This window comes from Bradyrhizobium sp. CB1717 (genome assembly GCF_029714325.1).
GTDB lineage: Bacteria > Pseudomonadota > Alphaproteobacteria > Rhizobiales > Xanthobacteraceae > Bradyrhizobium.
The window spans coordinates 1546998-1565710 of the sequence record NZ_CP121666.1; the positions used below are offsets into that span (position 1 = coordinate 1546998).

Genomic DNA, 18713 nt, shown 5'->3' on the forward strand with positions numbered 1-18713 from the left:
GCAAATTTGCCTTCCGCTCTAAACTTGGATACCGGCTCAGTCGTGGATACGCTCAAAGTTCGAGACGCCAAAGACGTCGAAGAGGTGGTGCGCGCGGCGATTGCCAATGAGCAGCCGCTCGAGATCATCGGTCATGGCAGTAAGCGCGGCATTGGGCATGCGATGGCGACCAATGCGGTGCTCGACGTCTCCGCGCTCAATGCCGTCACCTCCTACGAGCCGAACGAGCTGATCGTGACGCTCCAGGCCGGCGCGCCGCTCGCCGACGTGCTGTCGCTGATCGATGCCAAGAACCAGCAATTCGCCTTCGAGCCGATGAACACCGCACCGCTGTTCGGCACGCCGGCGCTGGGCACCATCGGCGGCATGATCGCGGCCGGGCTCGCCGGGCCGCGGCGCATCCGGGCGGGCGGGGCGCGCGATCACCTGCTCGGCGCGCATGCTGTTTCCGGGTTCGGCGACAGCTTCAAGACCGGCGGCAAGGTGGTGAAGAACGTCACCGGCTACGACCTCTGCAAGCTGCTCGCGGGGTCCTGGGGCACGCTGTCGGTGATGACCGAGGTCACGCTGAAGGTGATGCCGAAGCCGGAGGCCGAGCGGACGCTGCTGCTGCGCGGGCTCGATGATGCCGTCGCCAACAAGGCGATGACCGCGGCGCTGGGCTCACCCTTTGACGTCTCCGGTGCCGCGCACCTGCCGAAATCGGCGCTCCGGGCCAGGACCGACGGGCTTGGCGACGTTGCAGGCCAGGGCGAGGCGCTGACCGTATTGCGGCTCGAGGGCATCACCGCCTCCGCCACCCACCGCGCCGGCTCGCTGCGTGAATTGCTGACGCCGTTCGGAACCGCGACCCTGGTGGAGGATGCCGCATCGTCCGCACTGTGGGCGACGCTGCGTGACGTACTGCCGTTTGCGGCCGGCGGCGCGCTGGGGGCCTGGCCGGTCTGGCGGATCGTCTGCCCGCCGGCATCGGGTGCGGCGCTCGGGACGCAATTGGCGCGCGAGACCGGCGGCGACGTGATCTATGATTGGGGCGGCGGCTTGATCTGGGCCGCATTGCCGCCGAAGGGCGACGCGCATGCTCCGGTCGTGCGTGCGTGCGCGAATGCGGCTGGGGGGCACGCCACGCTGATCCGGGCGGCCGAGGATGTCAGGCGCGACGTCGACGTATTCCATCCGCAGGCGCCCGGCATCGCCGCCCTGAGCGAGCGGGTGCGCGCCAGTTTCGATCCGAAGACCATTCTCAACCGGGGACGCCTGAGCCGGGGCGCTGCGGCATGAAGACCGAATTCTCACTCGCGCAGCTCGCCGATCCCGATATCGCGGAAGCCGACAAGATCCTGCGCGCCTGCGTCCATTGCGGCTTCTGCACTGCAACCTGTCCGACCTATGTGCTGCTCGGTGACGAGCTCGATAGCCCCCGCGGCCGCATCTATCTGATCAAGGAGATGCTGGAGAAGGACCAGACCCCGACGGCCGAGGTGGTCAAGCATGTCGACCGCTGCCTGTCGTGCCTGGCCTGCATGACGACCTGCCCCTCGGGCGTGAACTACATGCACCTCGTCGACCAGGCCCGGGTCAGGATCGAGCAGCGCTATCAGCGGCCGCTGGCCGAGCGGCTGCTGCGCCAGGTGCTGGCCTTCGTTCTGCCGGACCCGCAGCGCTTTCGCTTGAGCATGATACTGGCGCGGCTGGCCCGTCCGCTCGCCGTGTTCCTGCCGACGCCGCGGCCCTCGGCCACGCCCGGCCTGATCCAGCGCATCAAGGCGATGCTGGCGCTGGCCCCACACCGGCTGCCGTCACCGGGGCCGCTCCCGGGCAGCGTGTTCGCAGCCCTCGGCAAGAAGCGCGGCCGGGTCGCGCTGCTCCAGGGCTGCGCCCAGCAGGTGCTGGCGCCGCGCATCAACCAGGCCGCCATCAGCCTGCTCACCCGCCACGGCATCGAGGTCGTCCTGGTCAGGGACGAGCAGTGCTGCGGGGCGCTGACCCATCACCTCGGCAACGACCATGATGCATTGGCGCGGGCGCGTGCCAACATTGCGGCATGGACCGCGGAGGCGGCCGGCGAGGGGCTCGATGCCATCCTGGTGACGACCTCCGGCTGCGGGACGGTCATCAAGGACTACGGCTATCTGCTGCGCGAGGACGCTGCGCTTGCCGCCGATGCGGCGAAGGTGTCCGCTCTCGCCAAGGACATCACCGAATACGTCGCCGGCCTCGGATTGGAATCGACTGCACGGCAAGACAACATCGTCGTCGCCTATCACTCTGCATGTTCGTTGCAGCACGGACAGAAAATCACGGGGCTTCCGAAAGAATTGCTTTCCAAGAATGGATTCGTGGTGAAAGATGTACCCGAGAGCCATTTGTGTTGCGGCTCGGCGGGGACCTACAACATTCTCCAGCCCGAGCTTGCGGGCCGGTTGCGCGATCGCAAGGTCGCCAACATCGCAAGCGTCAAGCCGGACATGATTGCCGCGGGCAATATCGGCTGCATGGTGCAGATTGCCAGTGGCACGTCAGTTCCGGTCGTACACACGATTGAGCTTCTCGATTGGGCTACGGGCGGGTCGCGGCCGGCACTGAACGCGCAAGTTTGAGCTTTCAGAGCCTGAACTTTCCTCCCGAGGTGACGACTGAAGGCGCCCGATCGACCATTGTTCGGCGGCAACAGGAGGACCACGATGGCGAAAGCGAAGAAGAAGAAAAGCAAGAAGGCCAAAAAGGCCAAGAAGGCTGTAGCGGCGAAGAAGTCCGCGAAGAAGGCGACGAAGAAGAAGGCAGCCAAGAAGTCCGCGAAGAAATCTGCCAAGAAGGCCGCCCCGAAGAAGGCTGCCAAGAAGACAGCAAAGAAGGCGGCGGCCAAGACGGCTGCACCGAAGAAGGCCGCCAAGAAGACTGCAAAGAAAGCGGCACCGAAGAAGGCGAAGGCAGCTCCCGCGCCGAAGCCGTCAGCGCCGGCGGCAGCTCCGGCGCCCGAGCCCGTCGCCGAGACGAGCTGGGCGATGCCTTCGTCTTCTGCGGAACCGACGCCTGCCGAGGGACAGGGCTAGGCTGAAAAGCCAGGTTCAATTCCCCGGCCATGATCGACACCGGAAAGGCCGCGGCGGCGACGCTGCGGCCTTTTTGCATCGCCGGATGGGGGGCGGATGCTGTCGATTCTTCGGGGTGAGTTGATTCGTTGCGTCGGTACCACGGAGCTGAAGGCATCCGTACTTGCACGCACCCCTTATGCACTCTGGAGTGCAAATGATGTGGTCGAGAAGCCACACAGGCCGACAACCTTTCGCGCAAACGTTAAAACGCCTAAAAAGTCGGCAGATGCCCGCGCTTTTTGCTTCACCGTTCGCATCCCTCGCTCCAGATTGTCGCAGTAACGCAATTTTGCAGACAGGTCGCACGACCCCGGGGGGCTTCCGGGATCCGACTGGGAAGTAAGAACGGGTAGATGGGGATCGAAATGAAAAAAGTGGCTTTGTTGGCAACGGCGCTGGCAATGGTGACGACGGGTTCGGCTTTCGCGGCAGACATGGCGGTGAAGGCCAAGAAGGCCCCGCCGGTGGTGGCTTTCGATCCTTGGGATATCGCCTTCGGCGGCGCGATCATGAGCGACTACATCTTCCGCGGTATCACCCAGTCGAACCACAAGCCGTCGGTCGCGGCCTATTTCGAGCCTCGCTACAACGTTACCAAGGACCTCCAGCTCTATGTCGGCGTCGCCGGTGAGAGCATTTCCTTCCCGAACCGTGCTGCGGCCGAGATCGACGTCTACGGCGGTATCCGCCCGACCTTCGGTGCGTTCGCCTTCGACATCGGCGTGTGGGGCTACCTGTATCCGGGCGGCACCTGCTACTTCGGCGGCACCGGCATCGACAACGCCGGCGTCTTCCAGGGCGCCGAGTGCGCCGAGAAGGCCTTGCTCAACACCAACGTGATCAAGAAGGACCTGAGCTTCTTCGAAGTCTACGGCAAGTTCACCTACACCGTGAACGACAACTGGTCGTTCGGCGTGAACGAATACTACACCCCGAGCTATCTGAACTCGGGCGCCTGGGGCAACTACACCTCGATCGTCGGCAAGTATACGGCGCCGAGCACGGTGTTCGGCTCGAGCGGCGTCGGCATGTACGTGTCGGGTGAGTTCGGCCGTCAGTGGCTCGGCACCTCCGACAGCTTCTACGGCGTGCCGGCCTTCCCGAACGGCATCAAATACGCCGACTACAACACCTGGAACATCGGCATCGGCTTCACCTACAAGGTCATGACGCTGGATCTGCGCTACTCCGACACCGACCTGTCGAAGGGCGATTGCAACGCCTTCACCAGCGATTTCTCGGCACGCGGCAACATCACGGCGTCGAGCGGCACCTTCGTGACCCCGATCAATCCGTCGGGCGTCGGCTCCAACTGGTGCGGCGCGGCCGGCATCGCCAAGCTGTCGTTCGACCTGACGGCGATGACCAACCTGAAGTAAGTTTCTTCCCGGGACTACTCACCAGGGCGGCAGGGCAACCTGCCGCCCTTTTGCTTTGGGGCGTCTGCGGTCCGAAATGCGAGCCGGGAGAGCGGCGCCGCTGCCTCACACTCCGTCATTGCGAGCCACCGGGTCCGCGCGAAGCGCGGCCCGATGACAGGCTCCGCGAAGCAATCCGGAGTCTTTCCGCCTTAGGCAGTCTGGATTGCTTCGTCGCAAGAGCTCCTCGCAATGACGAGGCCCGAGTTGAGGGCGGCGTCCCTTAGCTAGACCGCAAGGAAGCCGCCCATCCGGTTCTTTTGAACGCGATTGTAGGCGAGAGACGCCCCTGCGCCTCAGCGCGCTGCCGTCGGCTCCCTCTCGGCCGGCGCGGCAGCATCGCCGAGGACATGGATCTCGCCGTCCTGCACCGTCGCCACCTTGCGGGTGTGAAAGACATCCAGCGTCGAGCGGTGGCCGATCGAGACGATGGTGGCTTGCGGCAGCTTCTCCGCCAGCAGCCGGTACAGCCGCGCCTCGGAAGGCTCGTCCAGCGACGCCGTGGCCTCGTCCAGGAAGAGATAGTCGGGTGCATGCAGCAGGGCGCGGGCGAGCCCGAGGCGCTGCTGCTCGCCGAGCGACAGCATCCGGTTCCAGTGACCGTCCTCCTCGAGGCGTCCGGCGAGGTTGGGCAGCCCGACCGCAATCAGCGTGTCCCTCACACGAGCGGCCTCGAACGTATCAGGCTTGGCCGGATAGACCACGGCGTCGCGCAGCTTTCCGACGGGGAAATAGGGGCGCTGCGGCAGCATCATCAGCCTGGCCTTTTCGGGGACGAGGATGGCACCGGTGCCGAACGGCCAGATGCCCGCGATGGCCCGGAACAGCGTCGACTTGCCGGAGCCGGACGGTCCGGTCACCAGCACGCGTTCCGAAGGTTGGATGGCAAAGGCATCGGCGGCAACCAGCGGCGTACCGTTGGGCAGGTTCACGCAGAGCTGCTCGAGGGCGATGATGCGGCGGCCGCCCGCGGCCTTGAGGGCGATCGCAGGCTCATGCGCCGGCAGGTTTGTGGAGGAGGCGACCGACATCTCGAAGCCGTCGAGGCGTGCGACGATCGCGCGCCATTCCGCCAGCGACCGGTAAGCCGTGACGAAGAACGACAACGCGCCTTGTACGCTGGAGAAGGCGGATGCGGTCTGCATCATGTCGCCGAGCTGGATCTTCTTGGCGAAGAAGGCGGGCGCCACCAGCACATAGGGAAAGAGCACGGCGGCCTGCTGATAGCTCGCCGTGAACGCGGTGAGCCGTTTGGTCCGGCTCATGATGGCGTACCAGTTGCCGATCACGAAGCCGAAGCGATCCAGCAGCCGGCCGCGTTCGGCGCCTTCGCCCCTCAGCAGCGCGATCTGCTCGGAGTTCTCGCGGACACGGACGAGGTTGAAGCGGAAGTCGGCCTCATAGCGCTGCTGCTCGAAATTGAGGTTGACCAGCGGGCTGCCGATCCAGTGCGTCAGCGCGGTGCCGAAGATCGCGTAGATCAGCGCGCCCCAGCACAGATAACCCGGGATCATCAGATCGGTGCCGAACAGGTGCAGCGGCGCGGCGTTGGAGAGTCCCCAGAGGATGATCACGAAGGAGAACAGCGTCACGATCGAGGAAAGCAGGCCGAGCCCGATCGTCAAGGTCTGCTCGACGAAGTTCTTGACGTCCTCGGTGATGCGCTGGTCCGGGTTATCGGCCGCATCGCCCTTGAGCTGCATACGGTAATGCGTGGCGTTCTCGAGCCATTCGCCGAGATAGTGCCGGGTCAGCCATTGCCGCCAGCGGATCTGGAGCCACTGGTTCAGGTACAGCTTGTAGACCGCCAGCGCGATATAGGTGGAGGCGAGGGCGACGAAGATCCAGATCTGCGTGACGAAGGCGTCCCAGTCGCTCGCCTGCAGAGCGCTGTAGAACCTGTTCTGCCACTGGTTCACCAGCACGTCGATCGCCACCAGCGCCAGCTCCATGGCAATGACGGCGCCGAGCAGGCCACGGCCGGCCCATTTGTCCTCGGATCGGAAATAGGGGATGGCGATTCGCCAGACGATCGCGAGCGTGGCGCGGATGTTGTTCACAGAGCTCTGTCTCCTCGAGGGGATGTGCACAAATGCCCTGAGCCAAAGACTTGAGGCAATGGCGGAAATGGGCGCGCTTAGACTAAAGTCGCAAGTTCAGCAAATTGCGTTGGATTGTCGCAGCCCGCAACCCTAGCATGGGCTCGACGGCGCGGGGCGGGGTGCTCTGGGATTTCGCGAGCTTGTGAGCGGAGGGGAACCGCCGCACTCACGAGGAATTCGCGTCCAGCCCGGGGTTATCGCTTACAGCGAAAAGGCAGGATCGGTTCTCCACGCGGGCCGTCTGCCGCAAACATGCGTGGGGAGGAAGACCATGTGGAATCAAATCTATGATCCGCTGAACAGCCCGGTGCTGTCGACGATTGCGGCGGCGGTGCCCGTCGTCACGCTGCTGGTGCTGATCGCGAGCGGCCGCGTCCAGGCGCATATCGCGGCCGTCATCGCCGTGATCGTGACCAACCTGATCACGATCTTCGTCTTCACCATGCCGGCGAACATGTCGATCCGCGCCTCGATCCTCGGCATCGTGACCGGCTTCTTCCCGATCGGCTGGATCGTCCTCAACGTCATCTTCCTCTATCAGGTGACGGTCTCCACCGGGCGCTTCGAATTGCTCAAGCGTGCGGTCGGCGGCGTCACCGAGGACCGGCGGCTGCAACTGCTGTTGATCGCGTTCTCGTTCGGCGCGTTCTTCGAGGGCGCCTCGGGCTTCGGCACGCCGGTCGCGATCACCGGCGCCGTGTTGATCGGCCTCGGCTTCTCGCCGCTCGCGGCATCAGGCCTGTCGCTGATCGCCAACACCGCGCCGGTCGCCTATGGCGCGCTGGGCACGCCGATCCAGGGCCTCGCCTCGGTCACCGGGCTCGATCCCTATATCCTCGGCGCGATGGTCGGACGGCAATTGCCGTTCTTCTCGTTGATCGTCCCGTTCTGGGTGGTGTGGGCGTTCGCAGGCTGGAAGGGCATGAAGGACGTCTGGCCGGCGATCCTCGTCACCGGCGTGTCGTTCGCGATCCCGCAATTCGTGATCTCGAACTTCATCAATCCGTGGATCGTCGACATCGGTGCGTCGCTGATCTCGATGGGCGCGCTGATCCTGTTCCTGAAGGTCTGGCAGCCGAGGCAGCTCTGGCTGTCGCCGGCGCTGCGCGGCAATGATGAATCGGCCGCGACCATGGCGGCGGCAAAACCGCTGGACAAGACGCCGCTGACGCAGAGCGAGATGTGGAGCGCGCTGCTGCCGTGGATCATCGTCTGCATCGTGATGCTGGTCTGGGGCAATGGTGCGTTCAAGACCTGGGCGAACTCGATCTTCGTCTGGAACTATCCGGTGCCCGAGCTGCACCAGATGATCAACAAGATGCCGCCGGTGGCGCCGGCGCCGACCAAGGAAGCCGCGGTGTTCGGCTTCACCTATCTGTCGTTCACCGGCACCGGCATGCTGATCGCGGCGATCATCTCGGGCTTCCTGATGGGCGTCGGTCCCGGACGGCTGCTGACCGAGTACGGCCGCACCATCCGCCTGTGCGCGATCTCGCTGATCACGATCTCGGCGATGCTCGCGATCGGCACGCTGACGCGGCTGTCCGGCGTCGACGCCACGCTCGGTCTCGCCTTCGCCGCAACCGGCGTGCTCTATCCCTTCTTCGGCACGCTGCTCGGCTGGCTGGGTGTGGCGCTGACCGGATCGGATACGTCGTCGAACATTCTGTTCGGCAACCTCCAGAAGATCACGTCCCAGCAGCTAGGTCTGTCGCCGGTGCTGATGGCGGCGGCGAACTCCTCCGGCGGCGTGATGGGCAAGATGATCGACGCGCAGTCGATCGTGGTCGCCTCCACCGCCACCAACTGGTACGGCCACGAGGGCACCATCCTGCGCTTCGTGTTCTGGCACTCGATCGTGCTGGCGTGTCTGGTCGGTGTGCTCGTGACGTTGCAGGCCTATGTCTGGCCGTTCACGGCAATGGTCCTGAAGTAGCAGTCGGCATCTCGCCTCGAGGCAAATCCCCGCGAGGTTCGCTCTCGCGGGGATTTTTGCATTGCGCGCAGGCGAACCTTCTCAATGGCGCTGCCGTCTTATAGAAGGTGCGGCAAATCAGGTCGGTCGAGAGGTGTCATGGTTTCGCTGAAGCAGATGGTGTGTGCTGTGTTTGCAATGCTGGCGATGTCCACGCTCGCGCGTGCCGAGGACGGTTTTCCGTTCGGCACCGAGATGACGCTGGAGGCGCTGCCGCAGGCGGGCTCGAAGCGGATTCCGAACATTGAGATCGGCGACAATGGCGAGGTCGTGCTCGAGCTCTGGTGCAAGGGCGGCAAGGGCCAGTTCTCGGTCGCCGGCAACACCGTGATCTTCGTCCCCGGCCAGATCCAGGACCGGTCCTGTCCGCAGGCCAAGGCCCAGGCCGACGATGAGCTGGTCGCGGCGCTCGGCAGCGTCGAGACCTGGAAGCGCCAGGGCGAGGTGCTGACCCTGATCGGCCCCAAGCCGCTGCGCTTTCGCGTGAACGGGAATTAGCTTGCTGTCATGCCCCGCCTAGTGCGCCATTGCGCACGGGGGGGCGGCGTCCGACTACTTCCACACCGACTTGTCGGCGTCCCAGCGCTGGCCCTTCAGCTCCTTGACGAGCGCCTCGAGCGAGCCGTTGTCGTCGGGCAAATCGCCTTCCTCGTCGGCCGAGGCGTCGTCCGAGAGGTTGAGCTTGGCGCCGCTGCTCTCGTCGCTGGTCGTGGTCGCGGGGCTGCCGATCCAGAGCATCAGCTTGTCGGTGGTGCCGGGCTTGTCGGGCGAGACGAGCCCTGCGACCTCGATCGTGTCGGTGAGCTCGAGCGCCGGGTGATCCTGGTTCGGCCGCTTGAACACCAGCTTGAGCTTGCCGGTCGCCGGGTTGAAGCTTTGCGACACCGGCTTTGCCGCCAGCGTCCTGCTCAGCACGCCCGCGACTGCGGCCGCGAGCCTGTCGCGGTTGATCTTGTCGCCGTCGCGCCAGTCGGCGGCGGGAAAACGGATGGTGCGGTCCATCTCGGTCATGCCCGCAGTCCAGCCTGCCGCGGTGACGCCCGGCATGGTCTTGAATTTTGCCAGCAGCGCGGCGGCGCGCTCCGGGTCGACCGACATGTTGATGGTCTGCTCGCCGGCGCGCAGCGCGTCGCAGCCGACATTGAGGCTCGCCAGCGTCACCTCGACCGCCTGGCCCTTCAGGCTCTTCAGGAACTCGGTTGCCGCATCCAGCTTGACCTTCACCGCGATCGCCTCCGGCGAGACGTCGGTGAAATCCTTCGGCTGCGACGTGATGCCGTCATCGGAGGTCTGGTTGTCCTGAAACTCCTTCTCGCTGAGATCGGAATTGTCGGGCGAGGTGACCTCGGTCACGGCCTGGCCAATGCTGATCTGACCGCGGAATTCGAAGGTGTCGCCGCTCTGCTTGCGCAGCAGCTTGACGCTGACGGGCGACTTCTCATTGATGCTCTGCGTCGTGCCGGTCAGGTTCTGGCCGGCGACCTGGAGATTGACGACGAAGCGGTCCTTGCGCTCGGAATTCTTCGCGACCGGGTAACAGACGTCGAGCACGGCTGCGGTGACCGTCTTGCCCTGGCGCGTCTCCTTCAGGATCACGTCGGCATTGCCGTCCATCAGCCCGTCGATCGAGGTGAAATAGCGCGTCTCGGTTCCGCCCGGCGCAGTGGCCTTGGGCGACAATTTCATCTGGGCGGAGACGACTTCGGGCGAGACGGCGAGCAGAGCCGCCAATAGGGCAGTCGAACAGACCAAGAGCGCGCGCATCGACGAAATCCTCGGGCAGTGGAGCATGATCGGGAAAAGTGTGAAGCGGTTTTCCGAAAAGATCATGCCCAAACAATCAGAATCGGCGTCACCGTAGTGGGTTTTGGCCGCCGGTTGAATCGGAAAGCTCGGGGTAGCGTCGGCAAAAAAGAAGGCCGCCCGGAGGCGGCCTTCGTTGGTGCTGTAAAATGAGGACGGGCTCAGAAGCCGCCCATGCCGCCGCCGGCGGGCATGGCGGGCGGAGCTTCCTTCTTCGGCAGCTCGGCGACCATGGCTTCGGTGGTCACCAGGAGGCCGGCCACGGAGGAGGCGTCCTGCAGCGCGGTGCGCACCACCTTGGCGGGGTCGATGATGCCCTTCTCGACCATGTCGACATAGTCCTCGTTCTGGGCGTCGAAGCCGAAGGTCTCGGACTTGTTCTCCAGGATCTTGCCGACCACGATCGAGCCTTCCACGCCGGCGTTCTCGGAGATCTGGCGGATCGGGGCTTCCAGCGCCTTCAGCACGATGTTGATGCCGGCCTGGACGTCGGCATTGGCGTTGGACAGACGGCCCACCGCCTTCTTGGCGCGCAGCAGCGCGACGCCGCCGCCGGGGACGATGCCTTCTTGCACCGCGGCGCGGGTGGCGTTGAGCGCGTCCTCGACGCGGTCCTTCTTCTCCTTGACCTCGATCTCGGTGGCGCCGCCGACGCGGATCACCGCGACGCCGCCGGCGAGCTTGGCAAGGCGCTCCTGCAGCTTCTCGCGGTCGTAGTCCGAGGTGGTCTCCTCGATCTGGGCCTTGATCTGGCCGACGCGGGCCTCGATGTCGGGCTTCTTGCCGGCGCCGTTCACGATCGTGGTGTTCTCCTTGTCGATCACCACCTTCTTGGCGCGGCCGAGCATCTTCACCGTGACGTTCTCGAGCTTGATGCCGAGATCCTCGGAGATCAGCTGGCCGCCGGTGAGGATCGCGATGTCCTCGAGCATGGCCTTGCGGCGGTCACCGAAGCCCGGCGCCTTCACGGCGGCAACCTTGAGGCCGCCGCGCAGGCGGTTGACGACCAGGGTGGCCAGCGCCTCGCCCTCGACGTCCTCGGCGATGATGACGAGCGGCTTGCCCGACTGCACCACGGCTTCGAGCACCGGCAGCATGGCCTGCAGGCCCGAGAGCTTCTTCTCGTGCAGGAGGATGTAGGCGTCCTCGAGCTCGGCGGTCATCTTCTCGGCGTTGGTGACGAAGTAGGGGCTGAGATAGCCGCGATCGAACTTCATGCCTTCGACGATGTCGACTTCGGTATCGAGCGACTTGTTCTCCTCGACGGTGATGACACCCTCGTTGCCGACCTTCTGCATCGCCTGCGCGATCATCTTGCCGATGGCGGCATCGCCGTTGGCCGAGATGGTGCCGACCTGGGCGACCTCAGAGGAGGCGGCGACCGGCTTGGCGCGCTTCTCGATGTCCTTGATGACGGCCGCAACCGCCGAGTCAATGCCGCGCTTGAGGTCCATCGGATTCATGCCGGCGGCAACCGCCTTGGCGCCTTCGCGCACGATGGCCTGGGCCAGCACGGTCGCGGTGGTGGTGCCGTCGCCGGCGAGGTCGTTGGTCTTGGAGGCGACCTCACGCACCATCTGGGCGCCCATGTTCTCGAACTTGTCCTCGAGCTCGATCTCCTTGGCGACGGTGACGCCGTCCTTGGTGATGCGGGGGGCGCCGAAGCTCTTCTCGATGACGACGTTGCGGCCCTTCGGGCCGAGCGTCACCTTGACGGCGTTGGCGAGAATGTCGACGCCGCGCAGCATGCGATCGCGCGCCTCTCCGGAAAACTTGACGTCTTTGGCAGCCATTTCTGCAATCCCTCGTGTTTCGTGATGTGTCTTGTTTGGTGCTGTGCGACGGAATGATCGATGCCCGGGTCATCTAGCGCGAAGACGCGCTTTGCGCTTTTGCCCGGGCATGACAGCCGCGCATTCAGCGGCCGTTCAGGCGGATGGCCTTAGGCCAGAACGCCCATGATGTCCGACTCCTTCATGATCAGGAGCTCTTCGTTGTCGATCTTGACCTCGGTGCCCGACCACTTGCCGAACAGCACGCGGTCGCCGACCTTGAGGTCGATCGGGATCAGCTTGCCGGTCTCGTCGCGGCCGCCGGGGCCGATGGCGACAACCTCGCCCTGGGACGGCTTTTCCTTGGCGGTGTCCGGAATGATAATGCCGCCCTTGGACTTTTCCTCGGCGTCGATACGTTTGACCACGACACGGTCATGCAGCGGACGAAATTTGGATTTAGCCATGACGTTTCCCTTTGGAGGCTCGCTTCGGAAGTAGTGGAAGTGGGTGGGGCGGCGCTTCCGTTCCCCCTCGTCCCGAGGATCGAACGGCGCGCTTAGCAATCGGGCTTTCCGAGTGCTAATAGTGCGCCCGGGAATATGGCTTGGCCGCGATCCTGTCAAGCAAAGGTGGTTAAGCGATTGGTGAGGCGGATATAGGATGGTGGCATTGGAAATTTGTTCGGGGCGCCGGCGTGTCAAAGGACGTCATTGCTCCGGCAGCGGTTTTGCGCTTGGCTGCGGGAGGGGTGCGGCCATGGTCTTGTTCGGGGGAATGCCATGATCAGTTCAGCTCACGCGCGCACGGTCGCCAACCTGGCGGCTGCCTCTTGCCTGGCGCTGCTGCTCGGCGCCTGCGGCGGCGGCATGAGCCTGCCGTCCTTCTCGTCGTCGTCGCCGCCGCCCGAGGCGGAGCCCGGCACCGGTCCGGAAATGCCGGCGACCATCCGCGCCGACGAGATCGTCGGCCGCTGGGGCCTCGCCTCGTTCCAGAACCCGGCCGACCGCGCCCGCACCGAGGCCGCGGCTCGGTCCCAGTGCAAGAATCCTTACGTGATCACCGCCGGCTCCTCCGGTGGCGTGATCATGCATCTGGCCGACCAGGCGACGCCGCAGGAGCTGCGCCTGAAGGGCTCGCCCAGCGGCAAGAACTATATTGGCCCGGCCGGTCCCACCCCCGGCGATCAGGACCGTGAGATCGTTTCCTTCGATGGTCGCGTCCTGATCACCCGCTTCATCGACAAGGACGCCGCCACCCGCTACGGCAACATGGTCTACGTCCGCTGCGCGCCAAGGGCGTGATTTTTCCCCGTCATTCCGGGGCGGTCCGCAGGACCGAACCCGGAATCTCGAGATTCCGGGTTCACGCTTCCCGTGCCCCGGAATGACGGTGTGAGACAGATCCAAAAACAAAAACGCCGGCTTGCGCCGGCGTTTTGCTTTTTCCTGTCTCGCGCGCTCAGTCGAACAGCGCGTCGATGTCGTCCTGGGAGGCGTGGCCGACGTCGCCGGCGAGCTTGGGGCCGTTGAGGAGCTTCTCGTCCTCGCTGCGCTGGTCGACGGGCGCCGGCACATGGGCCTTGATCGCGTCGACGCCGCCCCAGATCTCCATCATCGCATTGATGTGCTGCTCGATGAACTTCATCGTGGTCATGACCTTGCTGATGCGCTGGCCGGTCAGGTCCTGGAAGTTGCAGGCTTCGAAAATCGAGATGACGCGCTCCTGGATGTCGTCGGCGAGCCGCTTCTGCTGATCGGCCGAGTCCACCTTGGACATCGCGCTGGCGGCCTGGTCGATCGACTCGGCCGCTTCGAGGATCTGCTGGGTCGCCTGCTCGGTGCCGCCGACCACCGCGCCGAGCTCGCCATTGACCTTGGCCATCTCGCCGCCGTCGAAGCTCTTGCCATGCAGGGTCGCGATCTCGCGCTTGGTGCGGTCGATGGCGTCGTGAATGAGGTCGAGCTCGACCTTCAGCTTCTCGCACTGCTCGATCTGCGCCCGGTAGGTCTCGAGCATGGTGCGCGCCTCGGACAGCTCATGCGCCGTCGACGCGTCGATCGCCGCCATCGCGGCGCTGCCGGTCAGCGGGGCAGCCGTGATGCCCTTCGCCATCTGGGCGCGGATCGCGCGCAGCTCGGCCATGATCTCGCTGTGCATCGGCCCTGCCTCTTCAGTTACATCTAGAATGGGCATCTCGCCACCGGCGATATCCTCGACACGAAAACGCTTGCGGTGAACAGCCATCAGGACACTCCCCCCACCTCACTCACGCGTCTTTGTAGGCAGAAGCGATTTAACACGAAGTTCACAGCCGGAACTGTCATTGCGGCCGCGCGCGACGGCGCGCAAAGAAGCGATTAACCATGCTCGCGCGGCGTTCATCGAAAATAAACGCTGATCGCCAAATTGCAGGTCCGCTCGCGACGTGGTGAATCGAAACGCCCGATACGTTTACCAAACAAAACGGCTTTTGCTTTTTATTGACCACGTCGCGGGCGCGGATCAGCCACCAGACCTGCACGACGCATGTGATCTAGACGAAACAGTACAGAGTACGTCGATGTTCAAGAAAATGTCTGTCGCGCTGCTCGGCAGCGCTTGCTCCTTCATTGCCGGCACCAGCGGTGCCAGCGCCTTCGACAACACAGTGCCGAACGATCCGCCCGCGGTGCTCTATCAGCCGCGCGTGCCGCCGGCGCCGGTGCGCGTCGCCTCCAATGCAAACATGGGCGGCGGCTTCATCGAGTTCCTGTTCGGCGATGGTCCGGGCCGCGGTCCGGCCTATGCGCCCGAGCGGCCGGTGTATCAGCAGCAGCCGGGCTATTACGACCAGCGCCGCCTGCCGCCGATGGGCGAGCCGCAGATGCAGGGTGGATATCAGCAAGGTGCAGGTCTGCAGCAGGAGGCGATCGACCCGCGGCAGCGCCCGTTCGATCCGAAGTTCGAGAAACAGCTTGTTGACTATAGCGGCAATGAAAGCGCCGGCACGATCGTGGTCGATACGCCGAACAAGTTTCTCTATCTCGTCGAGGGCAACGGCCGCGCGATGCGCTACGGCATTGGCGTCGGGCGTCCCGGCTTCACCTGGTCCGGCGTGAAGTCGATCACGGCCAAGCGCGAATGGCCGGACTGGACCCCGCCGGCGGAAATGATCGCGCGCCGGCCCGATCTGCCCAGGCACATGGAAGGTGGCCCGGAAAATCCGCTCGGCGCCCGCGCGATGTATCTCGGCTCCACACTCTACCGCATCCACGGCTCCAACGAGCCCTGGACCATCGGCACCAACGTCTCCTCCGGCTGCATCCGCATGCGCAACGAAGACGTCATCGACCTCTACGGCCGCGTCAATGTCGGCACCAAGGTCGTGGTGATGTAGCCAAGCGCTCGCTGCTGACCCTCTCCCCCTTACTTACGGGAGAGGTGGCTTCGCGAAGCGAAGCCGGGTGAGGGGTCTCTATCCTCACGAACGGTCTTGCGAGTGGAGAGAACCCCTCATCCGGCGCTTCGCGCCACCTTCTCCCGCAAGGGGAGAAGGGAAGAGGTTCTGAGCAAGAGTTGGAAAATGAAAACGGCCGCCTTCCGGGCGGCCGTTTTTGGTTGCGAAGCTATCGAGCAGCCTCACGCGTAATCGCTGCCGCCGTCGTCGTCGCCGCCGAAATCGCTGTCGTCGGCCATGTCCACGTTGTCGTCGTGATCGTCGTCGTAGTTCTGGTCGTTGTTGTCGCGATCGTTCGAGGCCTGGTCGACGAAGCCCTGACGGGAGTCGCGGTTCGATCCGATGTCGTTGAGGCCGGCATCGCGCGCGAGCGAGCCGCCGGACTGGTCACTGCCGCCCCAAGGGCTTCCGCCAGCGCTGCGGTCGCCGAGTGCGTTGCTGTCGCCGAAAGCCTGCTGGTGCGAGCCGCCCATCATGCCGCGGATGCTCGAGAGCAGCAGCGAGCCGCCGACCACGCCGGCCGCGGCTGCCGCCGCCGTGCCGAGGAACGAGCCGCCGCCACCGCCGGCCGGCGGGGCGCCATAACCGGGGGCTTGGCCCTGACCCGGGCCTTGCCCGTAAGCCTGTCCATAGGGAGGCGGCGCACCATAGCCCGGCTGGGACTGCTGCATCGCCTGACCGGTGTTCCAGACCGGGCGCTGCTCACGCGGCGGCACGTTCGGAACCGAGCCACGCGACGGGCTGCCGCCGAACAGCGTGTCGCGCATGGTGTCGAGGAAGCCGCCGGACTGCGTCTGCTCGGGCGCTTGGGCCGCTTCCAGCTCCTGGATGCGGTTATGGGCGCGCTTCAGCGCTTCGTCCTGCAGCAGCGTGGTCTGCACCAGTGCGTAGACCGCGCCGGGCGCTTTGCGCAGCCCGTCGGAGATCGCGGCGGTCGCGTCGGGATCGCGCGGTGCATTTTCCAGCTTTGAAAGCCGGTCGAAAAGGTCGTCGACGAGCTGGCGTTCCTGCGGCGTCATGATCTGTCTCCTTCGCGCAAAACCAAGCGCGCAGAAGATGTAGGGTTCCATTATGGCCCCAACAGTGCCGGCCGGATTAAATTTCGGTATGCGACAAGCTGCCTCTTCGCTGCCCCTAAGCTGCCCCTGGGCCGCTTTTCGCCGGTTTCATGCCAGTGTCACGTTGCTGTCGGCCAGCAGGCGGGCGAAGGCATCGCCCTTGAGATAGGCATGCTCGCGCTCGCGGACGTCGGTCATCGGATCGAGGCTGGTGAGGACGTCGTCGACGAAGCCGGGGTGGCACATCACGAGGCCGCCGTCGGGCAGGCCTTCCAGAAACTGCCGCATCAACGCGCCGAAATCGGCCGCGCGCGTGAAATCATAGGCGCCGGCGAAGCCGGGATTGAAGCTGAGGCCGGCGCGGCCGGCGCGGTGGCGGAATTGCGCGCTGAGGATGTCGAGCACCATGGCTTTGGGCGAGGCCAGCCGCTGCGCCAGCGGCAGGTTGCGGCCGCCCTGGCGCACCCAGGCCTGTGGCGCAACCTCGGCGACCGCATCGACAAAGCCGTCGCGCACCTGCGGATAGAGCTGCACGTGCTGATGGCCGTCGACGAAATCAGGCGTGCGGCCGAAGGCGTCCATGAAGGCCGCGAGCTGCGCCTTCACCTCATTGCGAAAGAATTCGCGGTCGAGCCGCCGCGCAAGGCCGGCGCGCAGCAGCTTTGGAAACGGCATGAACATGTCGCCATCGAGGGGACGGAAATGCATTGTGAGCGGTCGGAACGGCGCCGACAGCGTGACATGCAAGCCGATCGCGCAGCGCGAGCTTGTTTTCGCTGAAGCCTGCAGCGCCTCGGCCTCGCTGCGTTCGATCGCAGCTCCGACCATCATCACCGAGGTCGCGTTGAGGCGGCCGCGTTCGATCAGGTCGCGGATGGCGCGGTTGACCCCCGGGCTGATGCCGTAATCGTCGGCGCAGAGCCAGATTCGCCGCGGGCTCGCGGCGCTGCTCATTCGGCCGCCGTCCTGCTCGAGGCGTCCTGGCTTGAAGCGTCCTGGCTTGAAGCTTCCTGGGCCCTGTCGGCCTCGAAATGCTTCTCGCTGTGCTCGGCGACGAAGTAGATCGGGCGCGCCTTCAGCTCGGAGAGGATCTTGCCGATATATTCGCCGACGATGCCGATCATGATGAGCTGCACGCCGCCGATCGTCATCAGGCCGACCACGAGCGAGGGATAGCCGGGCACCTGCTTGCCGGTGGTCCAGACCTCCCAGAGGATCGACAGGCCGAACAGGAAGGCGCCGCCCGCGAGCACCACGCCGAGCAGGCTGGCGAAACGTAACGGCGCCACCGAGAACGAGGTCAGGCCCTCGATCGACAGACCGAGCAATCGTGCGGCGTTGAAGGTGGTGACGCCATGGGCGCGCGGCGCCGGCTCGTAGTCGACGCGGATCTGGCGGAAGCCGATCCAGCTGGCGAGGCCCTTGAAGAAGCGGTTGCGCTCCGGCAACTGCTTGAGCGCTGCGACGGCGCGCGGCGACAGCAGGCGGAAATCGCCGGCGTCCTCGGGGATCTTCTGGCGCGCGCCCCAATTGATCAGCGCGTAGAAGCCGTGCACGGCGAGGCGGCGCAGGAAGGTCTCGTTGTCGCGATGCGCCTTGGCGGTATAGACGACGTCATAGCCGTCATCGATCCAGTGCCGCACCAGCTGCTCGACCAGGGCCGGCGGATGCTGGCCGTCGCCGTCCATGAACATCACGGCGCCGAGCCGGGCATGGTCGAGGCCGGCCATCAGCGCCGCCTCCTTGCCGAAATTGCGCGACAGCGACACCACCTGGACGCTGATCGCGTCAGCCGGCAGCGAATGGGCGATCGACAGCGTCGCGTCCGCGCTGCCGTCGTCGACATAGACGACCTCGCAAGCGAGGCGATAGCGCTCCCGCAAGGTCCGTGCGAGCTCGCAGATGCGCTGGTGCAGGGCGGCGAGGCCCGCCGCCTCGTTGTAGACGGGGACGACAATCGAGAGTCCCTTCGCGGCGGAGTTGGCCGCGGTGGTCGTCAGGGCGGAAACGTCAGAGCCCAGCGTCATCGATTAGGGTTCCAGAGGCGTTAA

16 protein-coding genes are annotated in these 18713 nt (G+C 65.1%); 8 read left to right on the plus strand and 8 right to left on the minus strand.

The window, feature by feature from the left end; all coding sequences use genetic code 11:
• Nucleotides 1–42 precede the first annotated feature (42 nt).
• The 4 genes from QA649_RS07320 to QA649_RS07335 all read left to right on the plus strand — a co-directional run bounded on the left by QA649_RS07320 (nt 43) and on the right by QA649_RS07335 (nt 4474).
• The gene (locus QA649_RS07320; protein ID WP_283023592.1) at nt 43–1281 is read left to right on the plus strand and encodes an FAD-binding protein; all 1239 of its coding nucleotides are present in this window, start codon (nt 43–45) and stop codon (nt 1279–1281) included.
• The gene (gene glcF, locus QA649_RS07325; RefSeq protein WP_283023593.1) at nt 1278–2600 is read left to right on the plus strand and encodes a glycolate oxidase subunit GlcF; all 1323 of its coding nucleotides are present in this window, start codon (nt 1278–1280) and stop codon (nt 2598–2600) included. Before QA649_RS07320 ends, glcF begins: the two co-directional genes overlap by 4 nt.
• Nucleotides 2601–2684: 84 nt before the next feature.
• The gene (locus QA649_RS07330) at nt 2685–3053 is read left to right on the plus strand and encodes a histone (protein WP_260388038.1); all 369 of its coding nucleotides are present in this window, start codon (nt 2685–2687) and stop codon (nt 3051–3053) included.
• A 407-nt stretch (nt 3054–3460) separates the two neighbouring features.
• A complete protein-coding gene (locus QA649_RS07335; RefSeq protein ID WP_283023594.1) occupies nt 3461–4474 on the plus strand; it encodes a TorF family putative porin in 1014 nt (337 codons plus the stop codon).
• 335 nt (nt 4475–4809) lie between these two features.
• Here QA649_RS07335 and QA649_RS07340 read toward each other — a convergent pair whose 3' ends face one another.
• Complete coding sequence (locus tag QA649_RS07340; RefSeq protein WP_283023595.1) at nt 4810–6573, minus strand: ABC transporter ATP-binding protein/permease; 1764 nt, start codon at nt 6571–6573, stop codon at nt 4810–4812.
• A 313-nt stretch (nt 6574–6886) separates the two neighbouring features.
• Here QA649_RS07340 and QA649_RS07345 point away from each other — a divergent pair, with 313 nt between their 5' ends.
• Nucleotides 6887–8551 carry an L-lactate permease gene (locus QA649_RS07345; RefSeq protein ID WP_283023596.1) on the plus strand — a complete coding sequence of 555 codons (1665 nt, stop codon included), beginning with the start codon at nt 6887–6889 and terminating at the stop codon, nt 8549–8551.
• 138 nt (nt 8552–8689) lie between these two features.
• Nucleotides 8690–9088: an META domain-containing protein gene (locus QA649_RS07350; RefSeq protein WP_283023597.1), complete on the plus strand. Its 399-nt coding sequence runs from the start codon at nt 8690–8692 to the stop codon at nt 9086–9088.
• Nucleotides 9089–9142: 54 nt separating this feature from the next.
• Here QA649_RS07350 and QA649_RS07355 read toward each other — a convergent pair whose 3' ends face one another.
• The 3 genes from QA649_RS07355 to QA649_RS07365 form a co-directional block, all read right to left on the minus strand.
• Nucleotides 9143–10354 (minus strand): hypothetical protein, encoded by a 1212-nt coding sequence (locus tag QA649_RS07355; RefSeq protein ID WP_283023598.1) that lies wholly within the window; start codon nt 10352–10354, stop codon nt 9143–9145.
• 200 nt (nt 10355–10554) lie between these two features.
• On the minus strand, nt 10555–12186 hold the full coding sequence (gene groL / locus QA649_RS07360) for a chaperonin GroEL (RefSeq protein WP_283023599.1): 1632 nt from the start codon (nt 12184–12186) through the stop codon (nt 10555–10557).
• A gap of 149 nt (nt 12187–12335) precedes the next feature.
• Complete coding sequence (locus QA649_RS07365; RefSeq protein ID WP_211414217.1) at nt 12336–12632, minus strand: co-chaperone GroES; 297 nt, start codon at nt 12630–12632, stop codon at nt 12336–12338.
• Nucleotides 12633–12947: 315 nt separating this feature from the next.
• Between QA649_RS07365 and QA649_RS07370 the strand changes: the two genes are divergently transcribed.
• On the plus strand, nt 12948–13469 hold the full coding sequence (locus QA649_RS07370) for a hypothetical protein (RefSeq protein ID WP_026312898.1): 522 nt from the start codon (nt 12948–12950) through the stop codon (nt 13467–13469).
• A gap of 157 nt (nt 13470–13626) precedes the next feature.
• On the opposite strand, the gene QA649_RS07375 is transcribed toward QA649_RS07370, so the two are convergent.
• Nucleotides 13627–14412, minus strand: a complete 786-nt coding sequence (locus tag QA649_RS07375) for a protein phosphatase CheZ (protein WP_283023600.1) — start codon at nt 14410–14412, stop codon at nt 13627–13629.
• Nucleotides 14413–14728: 316 nt separating this feature from the next.
• On the opposite strand from QA649_RS07375, the gene QA649_RS07380 reads away from it, so the two are divergent.
• The gene (locus tag QA649_RS07380) at nt 14729–15544 is read left to right on the plus strand and encodes a L,D-transpeptidase (protein WP_283023601.1); all 816 of its coding nucleotides are present in this window, start codon (nt 14729–14731) and stop codon (nt 15542–15544) included.
• A 242-nt stretch (nt 15545–15786) separates the two neighbouring features.
• On the opposite strand, the gene QA649_RS07385 is transcribed toward QA649_RS07380, so the two are convergent.
• The 3 genes from QA649_RS07385 to QA649_RS07395 all read right to left on the minus strand — a co-directional run bounded on the left by QA649_RS07385 (nt 15787) and on the right by QA649_RS07395 (nt 18689).
• Nucleotides 15787–16623: a DUF2076 domain-containing protein gene (locus QA649_RS07385; RefSeq protein WP_283023602.1), complete on the minus strand. Its 837-nt coding sequence runs from the start codon at nt 16621–16623 to the stop codon at nt 15787–15789.
• Nucleotides 16624–16770: 147 nt separating this feature from the next.
• Nucleotides 16771–17616, minus strand: coding sequence for a ChbG/HpnK family deacetylase (locus QA649_RS07390; RefSeq protein WP_283023603.1), 846 nt, complete (start codon nt 17614–17616; stop codon nt 16771–16773).
• Complete coding sequence (locus QA649_RS07395) at nt 17613–18689, minus strand: glycosyltransferase family 2 protein (protein ID WP_283023604.1); 1077 nt, start codon at nt 18687–18689, stop codon at nt 17613–17615. The genes QA649_RS07390 and QA649_RS07395 overlap by 4 nt, the downstream gene beginning before the upstream one ends.
• Nucleotides 18690–18713: the final 24 nt, after the last annotated feature.

Excerpts from the sequence above, each read along its gene's own strand:
- QA649_RS07390 (WP_283023603.1), bottom strand. The coding sequence starts at position 17,616 with ATGAGCAGCGCCGCGAGCCCGCGGCGAATCTGGCTCTGCGCCGACGAT.
- QA649_RS07335 (WP_283023594.1), top strand. The coding sequence starts at position 3,461 with ATGAAAAAAGTGGCTTTGTTGGCAACGGCGCTGGCAATGGTGACGACG.
- QA649_RS07380 (WP_283023601.1), top strand. The coding sequence starts at position 14,729 with ATGTTCAAGAAAATGTCTGTCGCGCTGCTCGGCAGCGCTTGCTCCTTC.
- glcF (WP_283023593.1), top strand. The coding sequence starts at position 1,278 with ATGAAGACCGAATTCTCACTCGCGCAGCTCGCCGATCCCGATATCGCG.
- QA649_RS07385 (WP_283023602.1), bottom strand. The coding sequence starts at position 16,623 with ATGACGCCGCAGGAACGCCAGCTCGTCGACGACCTTTTCGACCGGCTT.
- QA649_RS07345 (WP_283023596.1), top strand. The coding sequence starts at position 6,887 with ATGTGGAATCAAATCTATGATCCGCTGAACAGCCCGGTGCTGTCGACG.
- QA649_RS07330 (WP_260388038.1), top strand. The coding sequence starts at position 2,685 with ATGGCGAAAGCGAAGAAGAAGAAAAGCAAGAAGGCCAAAAAGGCCAAG.
- QA649_RS07370 (WP_026312898.1), top strand. The coding sequence starts at position 12,948 with ATGATCAGTTCAGCTCACGCGCGCACGGTCGCCAACCTGGCGGCTGCC.
- QA649_RS07375 (WP_283023600.1), bottom strand. The coding sequence starts at position 14,412 with ATGGCTGTTCACCGCAAGCGTTTTCGTGTCGAGGATATCGCCGGTGGC.
- QA649_RS07395 (WP_283023604.1), bottom strand. The coding sequence starts at position 18,689 with ATGACGCTGGGCTCTGACGTTTCCGCCCTGACGACCACCGCGGCCAAC.
- groL (WP_283023599.1), bottom strand. The coding sequence starts at position 12,186 with ATGGCTGCCAAAGACGTCAAGTTTTCCGGAGAGGCGCGCGATCGCATG.
- QA649_RS07365 (WP_211414217.1), bottom strand. The coding sequence starts at position 12,632 with ATGGCTAAATCCAAATTTCGTCCGCTGCATGACCGTGTCGTGGTCAAA.
- QA649_RS07355 (WP_283023598.1), bottom strand. The coding sequence starts at position 10,354 with ATGCGCGCGCTCTTGGTCTGTTCGACTGCCCTATTGGCGGCTCTGCTC.
- QA649_RS07350 (WP_283023597.1), top strand. The coding sequence starts at position 8,690 with ATGGTTTCGCTGAAGCAGATGGTGTGTGCTGTGTTTGCAATGCTGGCG.